The following is a 22,901-nucleotide window of genomic DNA, read 5'->3' as shown; positions in this document are numbered from 1 at the left end:
TCAGTGCCGACCCGCTTCCGCCTTCATCCGCGCCACCATGTGCGGATAGTGCAGTTCGAAGGCCGGGCGCTCGGAGCGGATGCGGGGGAGCTCGAAGAAGTTGTGCCGCGGCGGCGGACACGGTGTTGCCCATTCGAGCGAATTCCCGTATCCCCATGGATCATCCACCGCCACCGGCTCCCCGTAGCGGTAGCTCTTGAAGACGTTCCAGAGGAACGGCAGCATCGAAGCGCCGAGCAGGAAGGCGCCAAGCGTGGAGACGGTGTTCAGTGTGGTGAAACCGTCGCCGGGCAGGTAGTCGGCGTAGCGGCGCGGCATGCCCTCGGCGCCGAGCCAGTGCTGGACGAGGAAGGTCAGGTGGAAGCCGATCAACGTCGTCCAGAAATGCGACCGGGCGAGGCGTTCGTCCAGCAGCCTGCCGGTCATCTTCGGGAACCAGAAGTAGATGCCCGCGAAGGTGGCGAACACGATGGTGCCGAACAGCACGTAGTGGAAGTGCGCCACCACGAAATAGCTGTCGGTGACGTGGAAGTCGAGCGGCGGGCTGGCCAGGACGACTCCCGAGAGCCCGCCGAACAGAAACGTCACCAGGAAACCGATCGAGAACAGCATCGGCGATTCGAAGGTCAGCTGCCCGCGCCACATCGTGCCGATCCAGTTGAAGAACTTGACGCCCGTCGGCACCGCGATCAAGAACGTCATCAGCGAAAAGAACGGCAGCAGAACGGCTCCCGTCGCGTACATGTGGTGCGCCCAGACGGCCACCGAGAGCACGCCGATCGCCAGCGTCGCGTAGACCAGCGCGGCGTAACCGAAGATCGGCTTGCGGCTGAACACCGGGAAGATCTCGGTGACGATGCCGAAGAACGGCAGCGCCACGATGTACACCTCGGGATGGCCGAAGTACCAGAACAGGTGCTGCCACAACAGGGTTCCGCCGGTGGCCGGATCGAAGACGTGCGCGCCGAGGTGCCGGTCCACCGCGAGCCCCATCAGCGCCGCCGTCAAGATCGGGAAGGCCAGCAGCACAAGCACACTGGTGACGAGGATGTTCCAGGTGAAGATCGGCATGCGGAACATCGTCATGCCGGGGCAGCGCAGGCAGACCACGGTGGTGATCATGTTGACCGCCCCGAGAATGGTGCCGAGACCAGAGACGACCAGACCCATGATCCACAGATCCGCGCCGACGCCGGGCGAGTGCTCGAACAGGCTCAGCGGCGTGTAGCCGGTCCAGCCGAAGTCGGCGGGACCGCCCGGGGTGAGGAAACCGGCCGTCGCGATCGTCGCGCCGAACAGGTAGAGCCAGTAACTGAACGCGTTGAGCCTGGGAAACGCCACGTCGGGTGCGCCGATCTGCAGGGGCAGCACCGCGTTCGCGAAGCCGAACACGACCGGCGTGGCGTAGAACAGCAGCATGATCGTGCCGTGCATGGTGAACAGCTGATTGAACTGCTCCGGCGAGAGGAACTGCATGCCGGGCCGCGCCAGCTCGGCGCGCATCAGCAGCGCGATCAGACCGCCGATGAAGAAGAACGTCATCGCGGTGGTCAGATACATGACCCCGAGCACCTTCGGGTCGGTGGTGGTGACCATCTTCCACAAGTAGGAACCCTTGGGCCCCAACCGACTTGGATAGGGCCGAACGGCCTGCAATTGCGTCGTGCTCACGATCGCGCCACCTTCCGAGAACGCCAGGGGCCTGTGGACCGGAGTATGCGCCGCCGTGCCGGGCGACATGCCGAATTCGCCCCGACCCACCCTGGTAGGAGTCGCGTTTGCGACCGGGGTGGGATGTGCGCGCGGCGGCGCGGTCGTACCGTGAAGAGACTTGAAAACCGGATGGGGAGCCGAGATGAAGAGTTGGATTCGATGGGCGGCGATCAGCGGGGTGCCCTCGGTGTTTCTGCGGATGCGGGCGCGGGGCGGTGAACCGCTGGCGCAACTGCTGACCGATCCGCGCGCGCGGGAGAATCCGTATCCATTCGGCGCGCGTATCAGGGCCGAGGGCAGGCTGGTTCGGACGCCCTTCCTCCTGGTCTCCGCCGATCACGACGTTTGTCGGAACATTCTGCGCGACAAGAACTTCGGCACCGCACCGCCGGAGGCGTTGGACCTACCCGCGCCGTTGCGGCGGCTGATCCGAGCGACGGATCTGCGGCTGGCCAGCCCGGTGGAACCGCCGTCCATGCTGATGGTGGATCCGCCCGAGCACACCCGCTACCGCAAGCTGGTGGCCGGTGCGTTCACCCCGCGCGCGGTGGCACGGCTGCGCGACCGGGTCGGCGAGGTGACCGAGGAACTGCTCGACGGCCTCGCGGCGCGCGAAAAAGCGGATCTGATAGGCGATTTCGCGTTGCTACTACCGATCGCCATCATCAGCGAGATCCTCGGCATCCCCGCCGACAAGCGCGACGACATGCTGGAATTCGGGAACGCGGGCTCACCGCTGCTGGATATCAGCGTTTCCTGGCGCCAGTTCCGCGGGGCGGTGGCCGCGCTGCGCGCCAGCCAGGACTATCTGATCGGCCACATCCAGCACCTGCGCCGCGAACCGGGCGACAACATCCTCAGCGCCCTCGCGACCGGCGGCGAACTCACCGACCGCGAACTGCTCGCCACCGCGACCCTGGTCGCGGGCGCGGGATTCGAGACGACCGTCAACCTGCTCGGCAACGGCGCGATGCTGCTGCGCGATCACCCCGACCAACTGGATCTGCTGCGCGCCGAACCGGCCCGCTGGCCCGGTGCGATCGAGGAGATGCTGCGCTACGACAGCCCCGTGCAGATGACCGCGCGAACGGCGTTGTGCGACACCAAGATTGCGGGCGAATCGATACGGGCAGGCGAGACTATCGCCCTCCTGCTCGGCTCGGCCAACCGGGACCCCGCCATGTTCCTCGACCCGGACACCTTCGACATCACCCGATCCAACGCCAAGGATCACCTGGCCTTCGGCAGCGGCGTGCACGCCTGTCTCGGTGCGAGCCTGGCGAGGATGGAAGGAGCGATCGCGCTGCGGGCGCTCTACGACCGGTTCCCCGAGCTCCGGCACACCGGACCGGCGACGCGGCGTGGATTGGTGAATCTGCGCGGCTACGAGCGCATTCCGGTGTCGACCGGAGTGCAGAGGCGAGTGGTGGTCGGCTAGCCCGTTGTCTCATGTGCACTGGATGCGCAGCCCGGTGCGCCGGGTGTGCGTCCGGCACATGAACAGATACAGAGTTCCGACATCACCCCATGTCGCATCGGTGAGCTCACTCGGCCGGATCTGAAGCAGCAGCTCCATCGGCCGCCCGCATTCTGCGCAGACCGGCGTCTCGTCGCCGCCGTTCGCCCAGTGCGGGTATCCGCCGATCGCCACCCCGGTATTGCGCATGTGCGGTAGTCGGGGGCGTTGCCGCGTCAGATGGAGTGCCGCACGGTCGACGATGTCCCAGTTCGCCCATGCGCCCCGGGATCCGCTCTCACCGGGCACGAGGGCCCACAGCTCAGGGCAGTGCAGGCGCATTCCCACCCCGTCGGGCAGTGACTTCTCCAGGCGTGGCACCGCGTGGCGTTCCTCGAAGTCCGACCCGGTGCCGGACACGAGAACTTTGGGGCGCCGCAGTGCGGTGTAGGAGCGCACGAGCCAACCGCCCTGTTCGCGCTCCCGTCCCCACGGGTAGCACTTCCAGCAGTAGAAGAACGTGAAGAACGAGATGGGGAGCCCGTCGTGCAAGCCGTCGCGGGAGTAGTCGACCTGCGCTACCCCAAGGCGACGCAAGGCGGTCGCCGGTGTGGATACCGGCGACCGCCTCGAGCCTCGGTGGCGTTCGCGAGCCGCTACCGCTGACGGCCGCACTGCTCGTCGCGGCAGAACCGCGCTGTCGGCGGCCGCGCGAACCGGACGATGATTACCTGAGCTTGCGCGCCTTCCCAGCCCAATCGACACCCTGATGCCTTGCCGACTCGGCGATTTCGGTTCCCCGGTGCCGCGCGGTTTCGCCCAGCTCCGCGCCCCGGTGCCGTGCGGCCTCGCGCAACTCGGCGCGCCGATGCCTGGCGGTCTCGCGCAGCTCCGCGCGCCGGTGCTTGGCGGTCTCGCCGAACCCGGCCCCGCCCTTCTTGGCGGCCTTCTTCAGTTCGGCGCGGCGCTGCTTGGCCGCCTTCTTCAGCTCGGAACGGCGCTGCCGTGCGGTCTCGCCCAGTTCGGCGCCGCGCACTTTGGCGACCTCGCTCAGCTCGGTGCCGCGCAGCCGGGCGAGTTCACCGAGTTCGGCTCCGCGCAGCCGCGCGACTTCACCTAGTTCGGCTCCGCGCAGCCGCGCGACCTCGCTCAGCTCGGCTCCACGCTGCTTGGCGACTCCACCGAACTCCGCTCCGCGCACCCGGGCGACCTCGCCCAACTCCGCTCCGCGCTCCCGCGCGACCTCGCCGAACTCCGCCCCGCGCCCCTTGGCGCGACCGGCCCACACCCCACCGCGCGCCTTCGCCACCTCGCCGAACTCGTCGCCGCGTTCCTTCGCGATCTCCGCCCACTCCGACCCGTGTGTCTTTGCGGTGTCGGCGAATTCGGCTCCGTGCTCGCGGGCCGCGGCGGCCAGTTCCGCACCGCGCTCCTTCGCCACCGCGGCGATCGCCGCGCCACGCTGCTTGGCCGCGGCGGCCCAGTCGGGTCCGTGGGTCTGGACGATCTCGGCGAGCTCGGAGCTCTTGGTGGCGGCGGTGCCGCCCAGCGCTTTCGCGCGCTCCGCGACACCGTGCGCCTGCTGGCGCAGCGCCTCACCGTTCGAGTGGTCGGCGGCCGCGCCGAACGGCAGCGCCGCCGAGACGGTGGCCGCCGCGTTGCGGGCCGCGCGCTTGCCGCGCCAGCCGAGGGACGGCTTGCCTTCGGTGTCGGCGCTGGCGATCAGCAGTCCGCCGAGCAGGCTCATGTCCTTGAGGAAGGCGTTGCGTTTGGCGATCTTCCGATCCGGGTCCTGTTCGGCCCAGAAGTCCTGTTCGGTGATGGTGGCGGGCACGACCGTGGCCGCCAGTACGAGCGAGGCGAGGCGCGGTGCCTTGCCCAGCGCGAGCAGCACGCCGCCCGAGACCTGCGCGATGGCGTTGATCCGCACCACGGTGGCCGGGTCGGCGGGCAGCTTCGCGGCGACATTGTCCGGTAGCGAACGCTCACCCCGTTCGACCAGCGTCGCGGCGGCCTTCGCGCGCGGTTCGGGATGAATCAATGTGTCGACCCCATCGGCGACGAAGGCGGTCGCCAGCAGTGGTCGGGCTAGTCGGCGCAGCAACATGAACGTCAACCCTTTCCTCGATGGCTTATCGACCGGGTTCCCGTGGCATAGATCGCCAAACACCAAGATCAGCATACGCCCGTGCGCGATCCCGCCCGAGCGAAAAGTGCTCGTCAGCCGCTTGCCGGGCACACCGCCGCCGCTGCTGTGCCCGGACTTCGCGTTTCGTCAGGAACTGCGCGGCAGCGAGTCGGCGCGCGGCGCGTGCGGTCGGCGGCCGCCGTGCGGGCGGATCGCGGGGGCGGCGAGGAACTCGGTGATAGCGGTCGTCACTGCCGCCGGGTCCTCCACCATCGGGAGGTGGCCGCAGTCGGGAAGCACCACGCGGGTGTGCGGGCGCAGGGTGCGGTCGAGGACGGCGCCCGCCGAGGCGGACAGGATGTGGTTCTGCTTGCCCCAGATCGTGCAGATCGGCGGGAAGGCCGGGCCCGGGATGAACTCGTCGAGGACGCGGAAGTTCGGAAAGTCCTGCACCAGGCCGTGCAGCGCCTGCAACCGGCCGCGATCGCCCCAGTGCGCCTTGAGCCGCCGCGAATGCTGCATGCCGAGGCGGCGCCCGCGTGCGCCGAGCTGGTTGGCGATGATCAGCGAGATCACCCGGTCGGGCAGGGCGAGCCGCTTGGCGAGCGGCCCCAGCGGCAGCTTGCCGTCCACCCAGGCCAGTCCCGCGGATTCACCCTTGCGCACGGTGTTGCGGGTGAGCGGGCTGACCAGCACCAGCGCGCGCACGTTCGACGGATGCGCCATGGCGTAGCCGAGCGAGGTGGCGCTGCCGAGGCAGTTGCCGATGAGGACGACGTCGGACAGGTCGTGCGCGTCGAGGAAGGCGCCGAGCATGCGCACGTACTCTTCGAGCCGGTAGCCCGCGGCCGGTTGATCGGATTCGCCGTAGCCCGGCAGATCGAGTGCGAAGACCTCGTGCTCGCGCTTGAGCGCCGCCGCCTGATCGTCCCAGATATGTCGCTGCGTTCCCGCGTTGTGCAGCAACACGATCGGCGGCCCACTGCCGATACGGTCGAAGACTACGGTCCGGCCCTGGTGCGCGAAAGTCGCCACGTCGCCTCCTTGCGAGTGGTGCGTGCATGCGAACGTGCACGCCTGATTCCCAAGGTAGACCCGCTATGGTGGCGGGTCGAGACCCCGGATCGCGGGTAGTTCGGACCGGTCGGTTCGCTTATGGGCCGCCTCGTGTCACCCGCTCACGTCGGCGATGGCCTCGGCAATGCCCGCGCGAACCACCTTGCCGGTCGCGTTGCGGCTGAGTGGGGTGGTGGTGAGACGCCAGCTGGCGGGCACCTTGTAGTAGGCCAGCCGCTCACCGGCGAACTCGCGCAGGTCCGCTTCGGTGACCGTCGCTCCTTCGCGCACCACCACGAGGGCGGCCACCTGCTGACCCAGATCGGCGTCCGGAACGCCGACCACGGCGCTCTCCTCGACGTCCGGGTGTTCGTCGAGACACTGCTCGACCTCGGTCGGATAGACGTTCTCACCGCCGCGCAGGATGAGGTCCGACCGCCTGCCCGACAGCCGCAGCCTGCCCTCCTCCAGGATCCCGATGTCGCCGGTGCGCAACCAGCGATCCGGGGTGATCGCCGCCGCGGTGGCCTCGGGATCGTTCCAGTAGCCGAGCATCACGTACGGGCTGCGCACCCAGATCTCGCCCTCGACGCCCTCGCCGACCGGCTCGCCGAGCGGGTCGTGGATCTCCAGGCTCACCCCGATCACCGGGCGGCCGACCGTGTCGGGGTGCGCGGCGAGCTCGGCGGGGGCGGCGATCGTCGCGGCCGTCGAGCATTCGGTCATGCCGTAGCTGGTCACCAGTGCGGTCCGCGCGACAGGCAGCCGTTGCCGCAGTCGCTCTTGCAGCGCCGCCGAAGAGGGCGCGGAGTTGAGCGAGAAGGAGGCCAGCGAGGACACGTCGTAGGCCTCGAGGTCCACCTCGAGCAGCCGGGTGGCCATGGTCGGCATCGCGCCCCAGTTGCTGATCCGTTCCCGTTCGATCAGCCGAAGCACCCGGTCGGCGTCGAACGCGCCCTGGTAGATGACGGCCGTGTCGCCGGTGACCATCCGCGGCAGCACCAGGTTGTGCAGGCTGGCGATGTGGAACAGCGGGGAGGTGAGCAGGAAGCGCCGGCCCTTGGGGCTTCCGTCGTCCGCCCCGCCAGCGAAGGCCGCGGCGAGCGCGTCGTTGAAGCGGTGATAGTCGATGACCGCCAACAGGTTTCGGTGCGTGTGCACCGCGCCCTTGGGTCGTCCGCTGGTGCCGCTGGTGTACAGGATGACGGTCGGATCGTCCTCGGCGACGGCGGCGTCGGGCAACTCGCCCGCCGCGAACTCGGCGACCAGCTCCGGGACGTCGCGCTCCATGGTGAGCACCGGCACGTCGACGCCGAGTTCGGCGACTCGTGCGGCGCGCTTGGCGTCCACGATCAGCACCGTTGGCTCGGTGTGCGCGAGACCGTAGGCGATTTCGCGCGGCGTCCACCAGGCGTTGTAGCCGACCGCGATCGCGCCGAGGCACTGCGCGGCCCAGAACGCCACCACCCACTCGGGGGTGTTCGCCGCGAGGATGCCGACGCGGTCGCCCTTGCCGACGCCGTAGCGGTCCCGCAGCGCCCTGGCCAGCGCGCCCACCTCGGCCGCGTGCTCGGCGTAGGAGAGCCGCCGGTCCTCGGTCACCAGGTAGTCGCGGTCGCCCAGCGCGGCCGAGGCGGCGAGCACCTCGCGCAGCGCGCGGCCGCGGTTCTTCAGCACCGGCAGCGGCGCGCCGAGCACGTCCTCGACCGTCGTCTCGAAGGGGCCGCCCGGCCCGGTGAGCCGTCCGATGACCGTCGCGGCCAGCGCCTGCGGATCCATGGATTTCGTCATTCTCTGTTCCTCGTCGTTCGTGCGCGGGTTCACGGGATCAGCACCGCCCTGCCGCGGATTCGCCCGTTCGCCAGGCGGTCGAGCGCCTCGCGGCCGTCGTCCAATGGGAAGACCTCGACCTCGACCCGGAGTCTGCCCGATCGTGCCAGCGCGACGGACTCGATCAGATCGGATTTGGTGCCTCCGTAGGACTTTCGCACCGTCGCGCCCCACGGCCAGCCGGGACCGCCTGCGGGCGCCGCGGTGAGTTCCGGCGCGCCCGCGCCGAGCCCGACCATCCGGTACGCGCCGTTGGGCGCCACGCATTCGACCGCCAGGCGCGCGGTCTGGTCGGCGCCGACGAAATCGAACACCGCCTCCGCGCCGCGACCGCCGGTCCGGTCGAGAATGGCCGCGGCGGTCCCGGAATCGGCCAGCAGTCCTTCGGCGGCGCCGTGCGCGCTCGCCAGCGCGAGCTTGTCCTCGTGCACGTCCACCGCGATCACCCTGGCGGCCGTGGTGGCGGTGAGGATCTGCACCGCGACGTGACCGAGGCCGCCGACACCGATGACCACGGCCGTCGCGCCGGGCCGCAACTGGTCGCGTGCGCCGTCGATCGCGTGATAGCTCGTCAGCGCCGCGTCGGCGAGCGGCGCGGCCTGGGTGAAGTCGAGATCGCCGATCGGCACGAAAGACGTTGCGGGAACGCGGATGTACTCGGCCATGCCGCCGTCGGGCCCGAGCCCGGGACAGGGCGGCATCGCCGCGCGACCGGCGGCAAGGCACACGTTCTCGTTGCCGCGCACGCACTCCCGGCACACGCCGCAGGACCAGCACAGGTAGACGACGCCGCGATCACCGACGGCCCGGCCGGTCACCCGATCGCCGATCTCCGCGACGGTGCCCGCGATCTCGTGGCCGAGTGTGAGCGGGTCCTCGCGCAGCTGGAACGGTATCTCCAGCACGTGCAGGTCCGAATGGCAGATGCCCGCCGCGCCGACCCGAAGCAGCAGATCGTCGGGCCCGATCGCGGGCATCGGCACCTCGCGCATTTCCAGCGTGCCGGGGCCGGTGAGCTGGAGCGCTCGCATCATGCAGCCCCCTCCCGCACGGCCGCGTACGTCGCACGCAGATAGGCATCGGCGCGGGCCGAGCCCATGATGCCCGGCTCCATCTTGTTCATCGTGTAGGCGAAGGTCAGGCGGTGGTCCAGGTCGTTCACCACGATCGCCCCGCCGTAACCGGCCCACCAGCACACCCGTCCCTCGGGCACGGCGGGCGCGGCCTGCGGGTGCGGCAGGCCGTAGCCGATGCCGAAGCGCAGCGGAACCAGCAGCGCCTGGTCGACGCCGTCGGACTGCTGCTCGAAGATCAGGTCGATGGTCTTGTCCGACAACAGCTTCCGTCCGTCCAGCGAGCCGCCGCAGGACACCACGGACTGCACCCGCGCCACCGACCGCGCGTTGCCGTGGCCGTTGACAGCGCCGATCTCGGCCTCCTGCCACCCCGGGGTGGCGGTCTCGGCGATGTCGAGCAGCGGACTCGTGAGCGTCCTGACCAGAATGCTGTCCTGGTCGAGCGCCGACATGTCGAATTGCAGTGCGGGCGGCGGAATCAGCCGGGCGATGCGGTCGCGGTGCTCGGGGCCGGTGCCGATGTGGAAGTCGGCGCCGAGCGGCTCCGCGAGTTCCTCGGCGAAGAAGCGGCCGAGGCTGCGTCCGGTGACGCGGCGGATCACCTCGCCGACCAAATGCCCGTAGTTGAGCGCGTGATAGCCCGACGCGCTGCCCGGCTCCCACCACGGCGGCTGGGCGGCAAGACGTGCCGCGGCCGCTTCGGCGTCGTAGATGTCCGCCAGGTCGATGGGCGGCTGCCATCCCGAAACACCGGAGGTGTGCCCGAGGATGTGTCGAATCTCGATGTCGGCCTTGCCGTTCTGGCCGAACTCCGGCCAGTAGTGCGCGACCTTCTGGTGCACGTCGAGTTCGCCGCGATCGACGAGCAGCAGCGCGCACAGCGCCGTCATGGTCTTGCTGATCGAGAAGACGTTCACCAGAGTGTCGGTCCGCCACGGTGCCGTGCGGTCCTCGTCCAGGTGCCCGCCCCAGATGTCGACCACCGGCTCGCCGTCGACGGTCACACAGATCGACGCGCCGAGCTCGGCGCCGGAGTCGAGCTGACGCTCCAGCTCGCGCCGGACGCCTTCGAAGCGGTCGGTGCAGTATCCCGAGATATCGCTCATGGCCTCACACCCGATCCAGCGCTCGGGCGGGCACCGGCAGCGCGTGCCCGGCCGCGGCGGCGCGCTTGGCGCCCCTGGCGATCTCTCGCTGCAGATCGCGCACGTACGGCTCGAATTCGACCTGGATCGTGTGGCGCGGTGAGTTGTAGTAGCGGCCGGCGCGCGCGGTCTCCGCCGCGCGGATGTCCTCGCGCATCCCGTCCGGATCGGGCGGGAGGTAGCGCCCGGTCAGATAGGCGGCGACCAGCTTGCTCTGCTGCTCGGCGAAGTTGACCAGCGTGGGCAACGGCTGGGCGAGACCGAGGTAGAAGAGGTTGTCGATGCCCGGTTTCATCATCTGCTTGAACAGCGGGAGCCGATTGTCGCTGTCCGGCAACAGTTCTGGGTCGCTGAAGAACGGGAAGCTGATGTGATAACCGGTCGCGCAGACGATCACGTCCACCTCTTCGGCGCTGCCGTCGGCGAAGCGCACCCGCGACCCTTCCAGCGCGGTGATGGCGGGCTTGAACGCGATGTCGCCGCAGCCCGCGCGGTGCAGGAACTCCTCGCTCGCCGAGGGGTGCGCTTCGAACGGTTTGTGATCGGGCGCGGGCAGACCGTAGAACTCCATGTCGCCGCGAAACTTTCGGACGAAGCGCTGCTTCAGCTTCAACGCGAGCTTGCGCGGCATCCACGGCGGCACCCGGCGTTTGTCGCCCACTTCGCCGTGCACGTACTTCGGCAGCACCCAGACGCCGCGCCGGGCCGAGACCGTCAGCCGCGCGGCGAGGAAGCGCTGGGACAGCTCTGAGGCGATGTCGAGCCCGGAGTTGCCCATGCCCACCACGACAACTCGCTTGCCGCGCATGTCGACCGGGTCGAACGGGTCGTTGTAGGCGTGGCTGTGCATGAGAACGCCGTCGAATTCGCCTGGGTAATCCGGCATTCTGGGATCCCAGTGGTGTCCGTTGCACACGATGAGCGCGTCGTAGGAGCGGGTGCGGCCATCGGAAGCCGTCACCAGCCAGGCTCCGTCGGGCTGCCGTTCGGCCGCGGTGACCTTGGTTTCGAACAGGATCTTGTCGCGCAGGCCGAAGTGGTCGACGTAGTTCTTGAAGTACTCGAACAGCTGCGAGTGGTGCGGGAAGTCCGGCCACGATTCCGGCACCGGATAGTCCTCGAAGGCCAAGCGCCATTTGGACGTATCGATGTGCAGGCTCTGGTAGCAGGCCGACATGCCGTTCGGGTTCTTGAAATACCAGTTGCCGCCGACCTCGTCGCCCGCCTCGAAACAGTCGAACGGAATGCCGTGGTCCTGCAGGCGTTTGGCGGCGGTGATACCCGATGGTCCCGCGCCGATGACGCATACCCGGGGAAGTTGCTGAGAAGTCAAAGTCGATGTCCTCGTCTGGAGCTGCCGGCGTCGGGGCGAGCGGTGGTGGCACCGCGGGACCCGTGCGTCGCCGAAGTGACGTAGGCAACAAATTAACACTCGATAGACTCACTGTCTAGTGAGTGACAAGATGTCTATTGATAGTGCCGACGAGACGGAGTTACCGTTCACCATGCCGACCAAGTCGAACCCCTCCGGGCTAAGCCTGCGCGACGAACAGAAACTGCAGACCAGGGCCAAACTGCTGGAGGCCGCCAAGACGCTGTTCTGCGCGAACGGGTACGCCGCGGTGCGGGTCGACGAGATCGCCGCCGCCGTCGGGTGCAGCCGGGCTACCTTCTACCTGCACTTCACCGGCAAACTGGACATCTTGCGCGCGGTCGCCGCGCAATCCACCGCACCCACCGCGCTGCACTTCTACGAGGACCTGGACCGGGTGCTCGACATCGGTACCCGCGAGGCGTTCGTCGGCTGGCTGTCCAGGGCCATCGACTGGTTCCACGAATACAAGGACCTGCTGCCCGCGTGGGACGAGGCGACCACGCTGGAACCCGAGTTCCGCGAGATCGCCAGGCAGGGCATCGCGGCACTGCCCAACGCGATGCCCTCGTACCTGTCCCGCTGGCCCGCCGATCGGGTGGACGAGGGGCGGCTGCGCGTGGAACTGCTTGTCGCGCAATTGGAACGGTTCTTCACCAGGTGGGCGATGCAGGGCACCATCGATGTCGACGCCGAACAGGCTGCCGAAGTGCTCGCCGACATCTGGTTCCCCGCACTGCAACCGCCTGCCGCGCCGCGCCGCGCGTAGCGGTCGCCAGACGAGGCGTACCTCCGCATTCGCTCCTGCCGTGCGCGGGGTCTATGGGCGGACTGCGTCCGGCGGTGCCGATCGGGCGTACCTCCGCATTCGCTTCGGCCGTGCGCGGGCTGAGGATGGCCTGCGTCCGGCAGCACCGAGTTACTTGACGTAGCCCGGTGTTTGCTGTCGGGGACCGGGTTGGCCGGGGAGGTGCGAATTACCGACGCCGTGCGAATCTGTCGGTGGCGTGCGGCATCATCTGTGCACGCAGACATCCACGAAGACCGCTCGGAGTGCCCCATGCCGTCGCCAAGAACCAAACCCAAGCCGTTGTCCGACACCGAGATCGAGCAGATCGCCGCGGAGATCGCGGGCGGCCGCCCGCCGATGGTCTGGTTCACCGCCGCCGCCGTCGGTGTGCCCGAGGGGCGTTCGGGCAAGGTGATCGCGCTCGGCGATCCGTCCGACGGTGATTTCCTGCAGGTGCGGCCGACGGGGTCGAAGGATGTACTGTCCTTTTCTCCGACCGAAGTGACGCTGACCAAGCCGTCGCGCGACCGGGCGGCGGCCGCACCACCCAGCCAGCCGAAGTCGACAACAAGGAAGGACTCGACCGTGACCCAGCCGTCGACCACGACGAGCGCACCGGCGCCGACCGCCAGCCCCGCGCCGGTTACCCCAGCGCCGAAACCCGTTGCGCCAGTGTCGGAATCGAGCGGATCCGCCGCGACCGCGTCGAAGCCGGCGACCGCGCCGAAGCCCGCCAAGGCCGCGGCGGCCCGCAAGGCGAAGGCCGCGGAGGTCACGGTGACGCTGTCCGGCACGGCCGACGGCGAGTGGACGGTCGAGGTGGTGAACGGAAAGAAGCGCTCGGTGCGCGGGCTGCCGGTGAACAGTTCCGCGGTCGCGCAGGCGGCCAAGATCTTGCACCCGGAGGTGGCCGAGGTGGTCGCCGGAGTCCTGGAGGCGGCACGGGGCGCGCAGCTGGCGAAGGTCGAGCAGTTGCGGGCCGAGCTCGAAGAGGCCAAGCGACTGTTGGACGAACTGACGGACTGAGTCCCGGCTCGTTCGGAGCTGCCGGGTAGGACGCGTTCCCGGGCTGCTCGGCGGCGTCCGGGTCGTCTGATGTCTCGGCGTCAGACCGCGGTGCTCTCGGCATTCGAGCGCCAGGTCCGGGATGTGGGCTCAGGCGCTGCGGTCGGGCGGCCCGCGGGCAGGTGTGGGTGGCGCAGATCGTCGTGGAAGGCGTAGCCGAGCGAGTACTCCTTGGCGTGGTACATCGCCGAATCCGCGTCCCGGATCAGGTCGTAGACGGTGGCCTCGGGGGCGCGCGGACTGTCGCACGCGATGCCGACGCTCGCGGTGATAGGCACTTCGCCCGCGCTCAGTTCGAAGGGGCGGACGAAGGCCCCGAGTAGTCGCTCGGCGAGCACGGCCGCGTCCTGCCTGCCGAGCGGAGCGAGCACCACGAACTCGTCCCCGCCGTAGCGGGCGACCGCGTCGTCGCGGCGCACCACCCGCCGGATCCGGGAGGCGGCGTTGGCGATCAGCTCGTCGCCGACGGCGTGGCCGTAGCTGTCGTTGACCATCTTGAAGCCGTCGAGGTCGATGAACAGCAGGCACAGCGGCTGGTCGCGCCAGTGCGCGCTGTTGCGGTTGAGCGCGCGCAGCAGCGCCGACCGGTTCAGCAGGCCGGTCAGCATGTCGTGGTCGGCTTGGTACTGGGCCCGTCGCTCGCTGCGGGCGCTGCGCTGGATGGCGCGTTCGCTGCGCACCAGCACGCCGATCAGCAGCAGCGCGAACAGCGAGGACACCACCGCCCGGTCGAGGGCGCCGAGACTGGAGCCGACCACCGGCACCAGCGACGCCACGATCAACGCGACCGCGATGAAACTGGCGCGCTGCCTGGAATGGTGCGGATGGATGTGGCGCGGCGCCCCGAGACTCGCCATGGTCGGGTGCAGCGCGGCGATGCCGACAGCGGCGTAGGCGATCAGCAGCGGCGTCAGCAGGACCTCGTGGCCGATCGAGGCGGTGCCCGCGGTCTCCAGGCTGTAGCCGAGATCGCCGACCAGCACGGCGACCATGGCCAGGTGCAGCAGCCGCAGCGAGGTTTCCGAGCGGGTCGCAGTGGCTACCGAATGGGCGACCAAGGTCAGCAGCAGGGCGTCGAGGACCGGGTACGACGCCGCGACCACCGTGGTCAGGGTGGCGGCGCGCGATTGCAGGATGGGGGAGATGAGGAAAGTCCAGGAGGCCAGCAGCGCCCCGAGACCGATCAGCGCCGAATCGAGCAGCAGATCGTAGTTGCCGCGGACCTGTCTGGGCCGCAGCCAGAGCGTGGCCGCCACCCCGATGCCCAGATAACCGGCCAGCGTGCAGATGTCGTCGAGCGGGCTGATCGAGGCGTCGGCGAAATCGCGCAGCATGGTGCCGAGCGCGAAGAGCACCGCCGACAGCGACAGCAGATACCACGGCAGCGGCTGTGCCGGGCGATGGCGAAGCAGTCCCGCCCCGATCATGGTGAGCGCCCCCGCCACCACCGCCAGCATCGTCAGCAGGGCGAGCGCGCGGGACTGGAACACCAGCGGCACCGAGATCAGCGCCGTCCAGCCGCCGAGAAGCGCCACGCACCAAAGGTTTCCGGTACAGTAGCCGCGGTCGCTCGCCTGCGCTTCGCTGGATGTCATCAGCCCCCCTTGGTCGCTCCGTCCCCGGTGAACTGTGCGGCGTAGTACGTCTGTGAATCCTCCACCGCGACTTCGACGTTCGTCTGCTCATCGAGCACCGCGCGAATGCTGTCGGCGAACGAGAGCTGAGTGTTGTTGTACGAGCAGATGTCCCAGCCGACCGCGGCACGCTCGGCCACCAATGTCTGGACAACTGATTTGATCATGGCATGGAAGGCGGCCCCTTGTCGTGCACTTGGCGCAACAAGGGTGAATCCCGCGTAGTAGATCGCGTCGCGCGCGGCGTGCTCGGGATAGCGCGCGGCGAAGTAGTCCGGGCTGATCCACGGCACCGTCTCCAAATGCCTGGTCAGCGTGGTCAGTCCGATCGGCTCGCCGGACGCGGTGCGCGCGACGTGCTTGTGCACCCGTGGGTCGACCATCTCCTCGCGGAACTCGTCGCGGTGCAGCACCTGCCTGGCGATGGCCTTGGCGCGCAGCGGGCCGAACGCCTCTTCGTAGAGGCGGTGGAACATCTCGATCCGGTCGTCCGGGATCGTGGTCTCGACGGTGACGTGCACCTCGCTCATCGCCGTCAGCTCCAAGAGGTCGTGTGGTAGGCGGCAAGCGCCACCGCGCAGGCCGGGTCGCCCGCACAGCGGGTCTGGGCGAGCGAGAGCTGCACCGGGCCGAAGCCCTCGGGCCGGTGGGCGGTCATGTCCGCGAGGCTGGCGCGGATCAGCCCCTCGACCTCGACCGCGGTCTCGCCCTCGTGCTCGACGAAAAGCCCCGCTCCGGAACCGTCGTCGCGCAGCGCCCAGCCGACACCCGCGGCGGCCGAGCGGCCGACCTCCTCGGTGTGCTGCGCGGCGTAGACGCAGTAGAGCCGATCACCCCAGGGGATCGGCTTGCGGACACGGGCGGTGCGCTCCAGCATGGCGCGCGGCGGGATCACCGACGACAGGCGAATCAAGTTCGCATCACCCACTCCCAACTCACGCAGGGCCGCGTCGAACGCCGACAGCGCTGTCGGGCCCACCCCTGTCGCCGCGCCGATCTCGATCCTCAGTGGCGCCCCGGGGATCTGCCGGTTGTCACGCTCCGGCCTGCCCAGGGGCGGAAGTAGTCGATCGATCCACTGCAGCCCGAGCAGGCCGCTGCGTGGGGTGGTCTGAATCATAGTGCCCTCCCAAAACTCTCGGCCTAATTTGCAGGCCGATATTGCTTCGAATTCGACTGTGCGGCACGAACGCGAATCGCGCACGCGCACCGGCCGAAAGCGATGCTGGGGCGGCGTGTCTCGTAACGTGTGGCGCGACGAACCAGCTCCGAGTCGATCGAGCGAGGCAACAGTGCGGACATGGGTGGCACCGGGCCGGGTGAACATCATCGGCGAGCACACGGACTACAACGACGGTTTCGTGTTGCCCATCGCGTTGCCGCTGGTGACGCGGTGTGCGGCCGAGCCGACCGCCGACGGGCTCGTCCGCGTCGAATCGCGGCAGCGCCCCGGCGAGTCGGTGCGGATCGGAATCGACGAGCTCGGCGATGCGCGGGAGCGGCTGCCGGTTTGGGCGCGGTATCCGCTCGGCGTGGTCGCCGAGTTCGTGCGGCGCGGGCACACCGTTCCCGGCCTCGTGCTGGAACTGGACGGCGCGGTGCCGATCGGCGCGGGACTGTCGAGTTCGGCTGCGCTGTCGTGCTCGGTGGCGGTGGCGCTGCGGGAGCTGTGCGCGCCCACCGTCGCCGACCGCGAACTCATCGATATCGCCCGCGCCGCCGAGAACGACTACGCGGGCGCGCCGACCGGCGTGCTCGACCAGTCCGCGGCCGTGCTGTGCACCGCGGGTCACGCGCTGTTCCTCGACGTGCGCCGGTTCACCAGTGGCAACGGGGGCTACGAGCAGATCCCCTTCGATCTGGCCGCTTTCGGCTTGGAGCTCTTGGTGGTCGACACCGGCCAGCCGCACGAACTGGTCGACGGCGGCTACGCGCGGCGGCGCGCACAGTGCGCGGCGGCCGCGGCCGAACTCGGTGTGCCCGCGCTGCGCGACGCCGAGGCGGCGGATCTCACGCGCATCGTAGACCCGGTCGCTCGGCGGCGGGCGCGCCACGTGATCACCGAGAACGCCCGCGTGGTGGCGGTTGCCGAGAAATTGCGCCAGGGGGCGGATCCGCGCGAGATCGGTCCCGCCCTGAGCGCGGGCCACGCCTCACTACGTGACGATTTCGAGGTCTCGACGGACGCGCTCGACACGGCGGTGACGGCGGCGCTGGAGGCGGGCGCGCACGGCGCGCGGATGGTCGGCGGCGGCTTCGGCGGCAGCGTCATCGCGCTGGTCGACCGGGAACGCACCGAGGCGGTGGTCGCGGCGGTCGGTGATCGCTTCGCGCGCTCGGGTTTCCCGGTGCCACGCACGTTCGTCGTGATTCCGGCCGATGGAGCGCGCCGCGAGTCCTGAGTGCCGGTTGTGGCGCGCGGCGGTGCGGGTCGGCCCGGCGCGGGTGCGGAGGGGCGTCGCCGCCGACCTTCAGCCGCGGTCGGGATCGGTGATCGCCCGGACCAGGAACTCCAGCTTCTCGACGGTCTGATCCAGCGCCCGGGTGCTGCGTTCGGCGCGGCACATGGCCACGGTGCCCTCGATCGCCGCCACGATCAGCGTCGCGGTCTGCTCGGCGTCGTCTTCGCTCGCGCCGTGCGCGCGCAACGAATCGGCCAGCAGCGCGGTCCAGTTGCGGAAGGCGGCGGCGGCGGCCTCGCGCGGCGCGTCGTCCGCGTCGGCGGGGTCCTCGACCGACACCGCGAGCACCGGGCATCCGGCGCGGAAATCGCTGTCGAGCACCACTTTTCGCCACATGTCCACGAACGCGCGGAGGCCGGGGAGCGGCCCGGCGGGCAGCTCCTTGGCGAGCTTGCGCGCGGCGAGCGCGTCGGCGAACCGCACCGCCTCGACGGCCAGTTGCGATTTCCCGCCCGGGAAGTAGTGATACGTCGATCCGAGCGGAGCCTCGGCGTGTTTGGCCAGCTCACGCACGCTGGTGGCGTTCAACCCGCGGCGCCGGATCATGTCCGCGGCGCCCGCAACCATGCGATCCCGCATCTGCGGGGACGTCTTCGCCACCGCGCACCTCCTTGCTCATAACGACCGTCATAGAGTACCGTTCGGAACTTATAACGACTGTTATAAATCGGTTGTTCCGAGAAGTGGAGAGACGACATGCCGATGATCCAGCTGACCCTGCCCGCCGGGGTCCTCGCCGCCGAAACCCGTCGCACGCTGCAGAAAACGCTGGCAGCGACCCTGCTGAAGTGGGAGGGAGCGCCTGACACCGCTTTCTTCCGCGCGCTGGCCTGGAGCCGGGTCGACGAGGTGCCCGAGGGCGGATTGATCACCGCCGAGGACGAGCTGCCGCGCTTCCGCGTCGACGTCACGGTGCCGCAAGGCGCGCTCTCCGACCGCCGTAAGGAGGGCCTGATCAAGGAGGTGACCGCCGACGTGCTCGCCGCGGCTGGCCTCACAGAAGCCGACGCGCTGCGCGTGTGGGTGCTGATCCACGAACAGCCCGAAGGGACTTGGGGCGCGGGCGGCCAGGTGGTCCGCTTCGCCGAGCTCGCCGCGCTCGCGAAAGGCCAGCGCGCCTGATGCGCGAATTGCAGTTCATTCGCGCCGGGCACCTCGAATGGCGGGACCGGCCCGACCCGGTGCTCGAAGCGGACGGCGACGCGATCGTCCGTCCGTTCGTCGCGGGACGCTGCGACGGGGACACCATGCCGATCCACCGGCACGTCAGCCGTGCCATGCAGCTGGGGATCCGGGCGGGATTGGTCGACCCGGTGGTGGCGAGCATCTGCGGGCCCGTCCCGTTCCAGGGCCCGTTCGCCATCGGACACGAATGCATCGCCGAAGTCCTCGAGGTCGGACCGGAGGTCACCGGTCTCGCGCGCGGCGATGTGGTCGTGGTTCCGTGGTCGGTCTCGTGCGGCCATTGCCGGGAGTGCACGCGCGGCCTCACCGCGAAATGCGCGACGACCCGCGAGAGTACTTTGGCCGCTTTCGGTTTCGGACCCGCGAGCGGACCGTGGGGCGGCATGGTCGCCGACCGGCTGCGCATTCCACATGCCGACCACATGCTGGTGCGCCTGCCCGACGGCCTCGACCCGCTGCGCGTGGCCGCCGCCTCCGACAACCTCGCCGACGCGTGGCGCTGCGTCGTCCCGTCCCTGGCGCTCCGGCCGGGCGGCTCGGTGCTGGTCCTGGGGGGCGCTGCGCAGAGCATCGGGCTCTACGCCGCGGGGCTCGCGGTCGCGCACGGGGCCGAGGTCGTCGACTACGTGGACCATCGCCCGGAGCGGCTCGCGATCGCCGAGAAACTCGGTGCCCGACCACATCGCACACGTAAGAAGCAGTTGCGCGCCGCCGATATCCCGGCCCGCCGCTACGACCTCGTCGTGGAGGGCACGTCCACCGCTACGGGCGTCGACCTCGCGTTGCGCTCGCTCGAACCCGGCGGGATCTGCACGCCGGTCGGCTACTACCTACCGCCCGGCACCAAGGTCCCGTTGATGCACATGTACGCCAACGACGCGACGCTGAAGATCGGCGTCTCGAACGTCCGTCCGGTCCTGCCCGACCTACTGGAATTCGTGGCGCGCACCGGTTTTCCCGCCGAACAGGTCACCACCCTGCTCGCCGGCTGGGACGACGCGCCCGATGCCTACACCGCGCACACCACGAAACTCGTGCTGCACCGCCCACCGTTGGGGACGGGCTAGCGCTGACTCGCGCCGTGGCGAATTCCCCGGGGCGACGGACTCGCTGAGCAACCGTCCAGGTTTTGTGCGTGATTGTGCCACGCGGGTGCGGCACAATCACGCACAGTGGATGTCACGAGTACCGCACGACGGACGCGCCCCGACCAGGCCCGTCCATAGCCCGCGCACGGCCGGAGCGAAGGCGGAGGCACGCCTCGTCGCCGGTCGCACGCCAGGAGGGACGACGCTGTGCCGCTTGCCGATTCACCCTTCCACTCCGCACTGCCTGGCGAGCCTCCCGGCGCGACGCTGCTGCGTTTCGAGGCCGCCACCACCCTGCGCCTGGACGCGGAACCCGTCGACTACGCCCTGGTAGCCCTGTATTTCGTGTTCGTGCTCGGCATCGGCCTGCTGGCCAGGCAGCGGGTGTCCTCCAGCATCGACTTCTTCCTGTCCGGTCGTTCGCTGCCCGCGTGGGTCACCGGCCTGGCGTTCATCTCGGCCAACCTCGGCGCGGTCGAGATCATGGGCATGTCGGCCAACGGCGCCGAGTACGGCTTCCCGACCTTCCACTACTTCTGGATCGGCGCGGTGCCCGCCATGCTGTTCCTCGGCGTGGTGATGATGCCGTTCTACTACGGCTCCAAGGTGCGCAGCGTGCCGGAGTTCATGCGCAGGCGCTTCGGCACCGGCGCGCACCTGGTGAACGCGCTGAGCTTCGCGATAGCCCAGATCCTCATCGCCGGTGTGAATCTCTATCTGCTCGGTTCCATCGTCAACGTGCTGCTCGGCTGGCCGCTGTGGGTGTCGGTGATCGTGGCCGCGGTGATCGTGCTGTCCTACATCACCCTCGGTGGGCTCTCGGCCGCCATCTACAACGAGGTGCTGCAGTTCTTCGTCATCGTGGCGGCGCTGCTTCCGCTCACCCTGGTCGGCCTGCACAAGGTCGGCGGCTGGGACGGCTTGCGGGACAAGGTGTCCGCGTCACCCGGCGGTGGGGAACAGCTGGAGTCCTGGGCGGGCAACGCGCTGAGCGGGTTCGCCAACGACTTCCTTTCGGTGCTCGGCATCGTGTTCGGCCTGGGCTTCGTGCTCTCCTTCGGATATTGGACGACCAATTTCGTCGAGGTGCAACGCGCCATGGCGACGCACTCCATCTCCGCGGCCCGGCGCACCCCGATCATCGGCGCGTACCCGAAGATGTTCATTCCGCTGATCGTCGTCATCCCCGGCATGATCAGCGCGGTACTGGTGCCGCAGATGGCCGAGTACAAGCAGGCGGTGACCACCGACCCGGCGTACTCGAGCGACGTCACCTACAACCAGGCGCTGCTGTATCTGATGAAAGACGTGCTGCCCAACGGACTCCTGGGCGTCGGGCTCGCGGGCCTGCTCGCGGCGTTCATGGCGGGCATGGCCGCCAACGTCTCGGCATTCAACACCGTCTTCAGCTTCGACCTGTGGCAGCAATATGTCGTCAAGGATCGCTCGGACGGGTATTACCTCACCGTCGGTCGCCTGGCCACCGTCGGCGCGACTGTCGCGGCCATCTTCACGGCGTTCATCGCGGGCAATTTCAGCAACATGATGGACTACTTGCAGACGCTGTTCAGCTTCTTCAACGCGCCGCTGTTCGCCACGTTCATCCTCGGCATGTTCTGGAAGCGGATGACGCCCACCGCGGGCTGGATGGGTCTGGTCGCCGGAACCGGTTCGGCCATAACGGTTTTCCTCATGCACGAGGCGGGCGTCTTCGAATTGTCCGGGCAGGGTGCGAGTTTCGTTGCCGCGGGTACCGCGTTCGTGGTCGACATCGTGGTCAGCGTCGTCGTCAGCCAGGTGACCCAGCCGAAACCCGCCGCCGAACTCGTCGGACTGGTCTACTCGGAGACCCCCGAATCCATGCGCACCGACCCGGAAGCCGACACGCTGCCCTGGTATCAGCGCCCGGTGTTGCTCGCGGGCATCGCGCTGGTGCTCGTCATCGCACTGAATGTTCTCGTCGGATAAGGAAGAACGCCAATGCTGTTCGATATCCGCACCATCGTGGGAGCCCTGCTCGGCAGCTACGGGGTGATCCTGGTGATCACCGGCCTGGTCCACGACACCGGCGCCGAAGAGGCGAAGACCGGCGGCATCAATGTCAACCTGTGGGCCGGGCTCGGCATGATCGCCGTCGCGGTGGCCTTTCTCGTCTGGGTGCTGGTGCGTCCGGTCGTGCCTGTCGAATCCGAGACGCCGCACCTCGACGAGCAGCCGCGCGACGGCGATCAGTCGAACGCCACCGAGTGAATCAGATCCCCGGCCGCGGGGGTTCGCCGCCCGGTCGCGGCATGCCGCTACCCGGTCGCGGCATCTCGCCGCCCGGTCGCGGCATTTCACCGCCCGGCCGCGGCATGTCGCTGCCCGGCCGCGGCATGTTGCCGGTTCCCTGGCGCGGCATGTCCCCAGGTCCCTGGCGGGGCATGTCGCCGGCTCCCGGGCGCGGAATGTCGCCACGCCACGCGCCGGTCTCGCTGCCCCGGCTCTCGATGAACTCCTTGAACCGCCGCATGTCCCGGTCGACGCGGTGCTCGAGCACGCCGAGCTTGTCGGCGACGTTCTCCACGAAACCCTCGGGATCCACGTCCATTTGCGCGGTGACCCGGGTGTGGGTGTCGTCGAGCCGGTGGAAGGTGATCACGCCCGCGTGCCGTGGGCCGCTGTCGGACTTCCACGCGACGCGCTCGTCGGGATGCTGTTCGGTGATGGTGGCGTCGAATTCGCGGGTCGAGGGTCCGACGTGAATACGCCAGTGGGTGTGCCGATCATCGATCTGCTGCACAGCCTCGACTCCCTCCATGAACTGGGGGAAGGTCTCGAACTGCGTCCACTGGTTGTAGGCGGTGTGGACAGGGACGTCGACGTCCACGGTGGCGGCCATTGTGCTCATATTCTTCCTTT

20 protein-coding genes and 1 pseudogene are annotated in these 22,901 nt (G+C 69.0%); 8 read left to right on the top strand and 13 right to left on the bottom strand.

Going from position 1 to position 22,901, the window contains the following annotated elements; translation table 11 throughout:
• Positions 1–1,671: an aa3-type cytochrome oxidase subunit I gene (ctaD, locus tag T333_RS10240; RefSeq protein ID WP_496424325.1), complete on the bottom strand. Its 1,671-nt coding sequence runs from the start codon at positions 1,669–1,671 to the stop codon at positions 1–3.
• 184 nt (positions 1,672–1,855) lie between these two features.
• Here ctaD and T333_RS10235 point away from each other — a divergent pair, with 184 nt between their 5' ends.
• Entirely contained in the window at positions 1,856–3,151 is a 1,296-nt protein-coding gene (locus tag T333_RS10235; protein ID WP_496424324.1) for a cytochrome P450, read from the top strand.
• 9 nt (positions 3,152–3,160) lie between these two features.
• Here the strand turns inward: T333_RS10235 and T333_RS10230 are convergent, their stop codons facing one another.
• From T333_RS10230 to T333_RS10200, 7 genes are all read right to left on the bottom strand, one after another.
• Positions 3,161–3,766 carry a DUF1963 domain-containing protein gene (locus tag T333_RS10230; RefSeq protein WP_496424323.1) on the bottom strand — a complete coding sequence of 202 codons (606 nt, stop codon included), beginning with the start codon at positions 3,764–3,766 and terminating at the stop codon, positions 3,161–3,163.
• Between the two features lie 130 nt (positions 3,767–3,896).
• On the bottom strand, positions 3,897–5,276 hold the full coding sequence (locus T333_RS10225; RefSeq protein WP_496424766.1) for a DoxX family protein: 1,380 nt from the start codon (positions 5,274–5,276) through the stop codon (positions 3,897–3,899).
• Between the two features lie 168 nt (positions 5,277–5,444).
• Positions 5,445–6,332, bottom strand: coding sequence for an alpha/beta fold hydrolase (locus T333_RS10220; RefSeq protein WP_496424322.1), 888 nt, complete (start codon positions 6,330–6,332; stop codon positions 5,445–5,447).
• Between the two features lie 135 nt (positions 6,333–6,467).
• A complete protein-coding gene (gene casG, locus T333_RS10215; protein WP_496424321.1) occupies positions 6,468–8,144 on the bottom strand; it encodes a steroid-24-oyl-CoA synthetase in 1,677 nt (558 codons plus the stop codon).
• 29 nt (positions 8,145–8,173) lie between these two features.
• Positions 8,174–9,214 (bottom strand): NAD(P)-dependent alcohol dehydrogenase, encoded by a 1,041-nt coding sequence (locus tag T333_RS10210; RefSeq protein WP_496424765.1) that lies wholly within the window; start codon positions 9,212–9,214, stop codon positions 8,174–8,176.
• Positions 9,214–10,365, bottom strand: a complete 1,152-nt coding sequence (locus T333_RS10205; protein ID WP_496424320.1) for a serine hydrolase domain-containing protein — start codon at positions 10,363–10,365, stop codon at positions 9,214–9,216. Before T333_RS10205 ends, T333_RS10210 begins: the two co-directional genes overlap by 1 nt.
• Before the next feature lie 4 nt (positions 10,366–10,369).
• The gene (locus T333_RS10200) at positions 10,370–11,737 is read right to left on the bottom strand and encodes a flavin-containing monooxygenase (protein ID WP_496424319.1); all 1,368 of its coding nucleotides are present in this window, start codon (positions 11,735–11,737) and stop codon (positions 10,370–10,372) included.
• Between the two features lie 172 nt (positions 11,738–11,909).
• On the opposite strand from T333_RS10200, the gene T333_RS10195 reads away from it, so the two are divergent.
• The gene (locus T333_RS10195) at positions 11,910–12,545 is read left to right on the top strand and encodes a TetR/AcrR family transcriptional regulator (RefSeq protein ID WP_355003961.1); all 636 of its coding nucleotides are present in this window, start codon (positions 11,910–11,912) and stop codon (positions 12,543–12,545) included.
• A 291-nt stretch (positions 12,546–12,836) separates the two neighbouring features.
• Entirely contained in the window at positions 12,837–13,592 is a 756-nt protein-coding gene (locus T333_RS10190) for a DUF6319 family protein (RefSeq protein WP_357256288.1), read from the top strand.
• 80 nt (positions 13,593–13,672) lie between these two features.
• On the opposite strand, the gene T333_RS10185 is transcribed toward T333_RS10190, so the two are convergent.
• The 3 genes from T333_RS10185 to T333_RS10175 are packed head-to-tail and all read right to left on the bottom strand — an operon-like array spanning position 13,673 to position 16,385.
• On the bottom strand, positions 13,673–15,226 hold the full coding sequence (locus T333_RS10185) for a diguanylate cyclase domain-containing protein (protein ID WP_357256289.1): 1,554 nt from the start codon (positions 15,224–15,226) through the stop codon (positions 13,673–13,675).
• Positions 15,226–15,795, bottom strand: coding sequence for a hypothetical protein (locus T333_RS10180; RefSeq protein ID WP_355003871.1), 570 nt, complete (start codon positions 15,793–15,795; stop codon positions 15,226–15,228). Before T333_RS10180 ends, T333_RS10185 begins: the two co-directional genes overlap by 1 nt.
• 5 nt (positions 15,796–15,800) lie before the next feature.
• Positions 15,801–16,385: a pyruvoyl-dependent arginine decarboxylase gene (locus T333_RS10175; protein WP_496424318.1), complete on the bottom strand. Its 585-nt coding sequence runs from the start codon at positions 16,383–16,385 to the stop codon at positions 15,801–15,803.
• 172 nt (positions 16,386–16,557) lie between these two features.
• On the opposite strand from T333_RS10175, the gene galK reads away from it, so the two are divergent.
• Positions 16,558–17,667: a galactokinase gene (gene galK, locus T333_RS10170; protein WP_496424317.1), complete on the top strand. Its 1,110-nt coding sequence runs from the start codon at positions 16,558–16,560 to the stop codon at positions 17,665–17,667.
• Positions 17,668–17,736: 69 nt separating this feature from the next.
• Here galK and T333_RS10165 read toward each other — a convergent pair whose 3' ends face one another.
• Positions 17,737–18,306 (bottom strand): TetR/AcrR family transcriptional regulator, encoded by a 570-nt coding sequence (locus T333_RS10165; RefSeq protein WP_496424764.1) that lies wholly within the window; start codon positions 18,304–18,306, stop codon positions 17,737–17,739.
• Positions 18,307–18,423: 117 nt separating this feature from the next.
• On the opposite strand from T333_RS10165, the gene T333_RS10160 reads away from it, so the two are divergent.
• The 4 genes from T333_RS10160 (at position 18,424) to T333_RS10145 (ending at position 22,250) form a co-directional block, all read left to right on the top strand.
• Positions 18,424–18,849 carry a tautomerase family protein gene (locus T333_RS10160; RefSeq protein WP_496424316.1) on the top strand — a complete coding sequence of 142 codons (426 nt, stop codon included), beginning with the start codon at positions 18,424–18,426 and terminating at the stop codon, positions 18,847–18,849.
• A complete protein-coding gene (locus T333_RS10155) occupies positions 18,849–19,979 on the top strand; it encodes a zinc-dependent alcohol dehydrogenase (RefSeq protein WP_496424315.1) in 1,131 nt (376 codons plus the stop codon). The genes T333_RS10160 and T333_RS10155 overlap by 1 nt, the downstream gene beginning before the upstream one ends.
• A gap of 288 nt (positions 19,980–20,267) precedes the next feature.
• Positions 20,268–21,968, top strand: a complete 1,701-nt coding sequence (locus T333_RS10150; protein WP_496424763.1) for a sodium:solute symporter family protein — start codon at positions 20,268–20,270, stop codon at positions 21,966–21,968.
• Positions 21,969–21,980: 12 nt separating this feature from the next.
• Positions 21,981–22,250 carry a hypothetical protein gene (locus T333_RS10145; RefSeq protein ID WP_496424314.1) on the top strand — a complete coding sequence of 90 codons (270 nt, stop codon included), beginning with the start codon at positions 21,981–21,983 and terminating at the stop codon, positions 22,248–22,250.
• 184 nt (positions 22,251–22,434) lie between these two features.
• Here the strand turns inward: T333_RS10145 and T333_RS10140 are convergent.
• Positions 22,435–22,890 (bottom strand): annotated as a pseudogene (locus T333_RS10140) (SRPBCC family protein); the annotation flags it as partial.
• Between the last annotated feature and the right edge of the window lie 11 nt (positions 22,891–22,901).

It is taken from the genome of Nocardia sp. CNS-044 (assembly GCF_059570515.1).
This window is presented reverse-complemented; position numbering and strand designations above follow the sequence as displayed.